Genomic DNA, 1,505 nt, shown 5'->3' with positions numbered 1-1,505 from the left:
CGCCCAGGGCCCGGTAGCGGCCGGCCCACCGCTGGGCGGTGGTCGGGGAGACCTGGAAGCGTTCCGCGGCCCGGCGAAGCGGCCAGCCGTCCTCGACCACACAGCGGGCCAGCCGCAGCCGTCCAGTCTCGGTCAGGGGTGCATTACGGTGGGGCACGAGGGCCTTTCTGGTCGGTGTAGACGTCGCAATCCACACCGAACCCGGAAGGCCCTCACCCGTTCAAGATCCCTCAGTCGAGACCTGCATCACCCGTCCACAACCTCCCGGGACAGAACACCTAGGCGAAGGCCTCAAAGACCCTAGGCGGAGGCCTCCGTGAGGGCCGCCAGCTCCTGGTCCGTCAGTCGCAGTTCGGCGACGGCGACCAGCGCGGGAAGCTGCTCGACCGTACGGGCCGAGGCGATCGGTGCGGCGACGGTCGGCCGGGCCGCCAGCCACGCCAGCGCCACGGTCGCGATCTCCGCGTCCCGCTCCTGTGCCACCTTGTCGAGCGCGGCGAGCACCTTCTGTCCGCGCTCCGAGTCCAGGTGCGCGGCCGCGCTCCCGGCGCGCGCGCTCTCCACGGTCGCACCCGGACGGTACTTGCCGGTGAGGAAGCCGGAGGCGAGGGCGAAGTACGGGACGGCCGCGAGCCCGGCCGCGGCGGCGGTCTCCTGGAGCTCGCCCTCGTACGTGTCCCGGGAGACGAGGTTGTAGTGGGGCTGGAGAGCGACGTAGCGGGCAAGCCCTTCGCGCTCGGAGAAGTCCAGCGAGGCGCGGAGCCGCTCGGGGCTGATGTTGGAGGCAGCGATCTCGCGGACCTTGCCGTCCTTCACCAGTCGGTCGAGGGCGTTGATGATCTCCTCGACCGGGACGGTCTCGTCGTCGAAGTGCGTGTAGTAGAGGTCGATGTGGTCGGTGCCGAGCCGGCGCAGCGACTCCTCGGCGGCGGCCTTGATCGTGGTGGCGGAGAGCCCCTTGTGCGCAGGGTGTGAGCCGACCTTGGTGGCCACGACGATGTCGGAGCGGTTGCCGCGTGCGGCGAGCCACTTGCCGATGAGGGTCTCCGACTCGCCGCCCTCGTTGCCGGGGACCCAGGCCGAGTAGGCGTCGGCGGTGTCGATGAAGTTGCCGCCGGCCGCCGCGTACGCGTCGAGCACCGCGAAGGACTGTGCCTCGTCGGCGGTCCAGCCGAAGACGTTGCCGCCGAGGGCGAGCGGAAAGACCTGGAGGCTGGAGGAACCGAGCTTACGGAGAGAAGTCATGGGGGGAACAACCACCTGCACAGCCCGCGCTATTCCATGGTCTGTACATCTGACCACGTAGGTGCACGCACGTGCGGAGGTGAACGTGGGCGGCGTGAGCGGGGACGGGACGGCGGGGGTGTGCGGACCCGGCGGTTCGTCAGGCTGCTGCCCACCCTGATGATCGTCGGGGGCGTGGTGTTCGACGGCTTCACCCCGCCCGAGTTCACCGCCATCCCCTTGTTCACGGCTGCCCCGCTGATCCGGCTGCCCCGCTGATC

At 70.2% G+C, this 1,505-nt stretch carries 3 protein-coding genes; 1 reads left to right on the top strand and 2 read right to left on the bottom strand.

The window, feature by feature from the left end; translation table 11 throughout:
* The coding region (locus tag EAO72_RS40735) for a helix-turn-helix domain-containing protein (protein ID WP_148022428.1) at positions 1 to 157 on the bottom strand (157 nt) is incomplete at its 3' end.
* 143 nt (positions 158 to 300) lie between these two features.
* Positions 301 to 1,245: an aldo/keto reductase gene (locus EAO72_RS40730; protein ID WP_148022427.1), complete on the bottom strand. Its 945-nt coding sequence runs from the start codon at positions 1,243 to 1,245 to the stop codon at positions 301 to 303.
* 120 nt (positions 1,246 to 1,365) lie between these two features.
* On the opposite strand from EAO72_RS40730, the gene EAO72_RS44245 reads away from it, so the two are divergent.
* Positions 1,366 to 1,503 carry a hypothetical protein gene (locus tag EAO72_RS44245; protein ID WP_410090563.1) on the top strand — a complete coding sequence of 46 codons (138 nt, stop codon included), beginning with the start codon at positions 1,366 to 1,368 and terminating at the stop codon, positions 1,501 to 1,503.
* Positions 1,504 to 1,505: the final 2 nt, after the last annotated feature.

This window comes from Streptomyces sp. OR43, assembly GCF_008042275.1.
Classification (GTDB): domain Bacteria; phylum Actinomycetota; class Actinomycetes; order Streptomycetales; family Streptomycetaceae; genus Streptomyces.
Note: the sequence above shows the minus strand (reverse complement) of the source record. Positions and strands in the feature narration are given on the sequence as shown.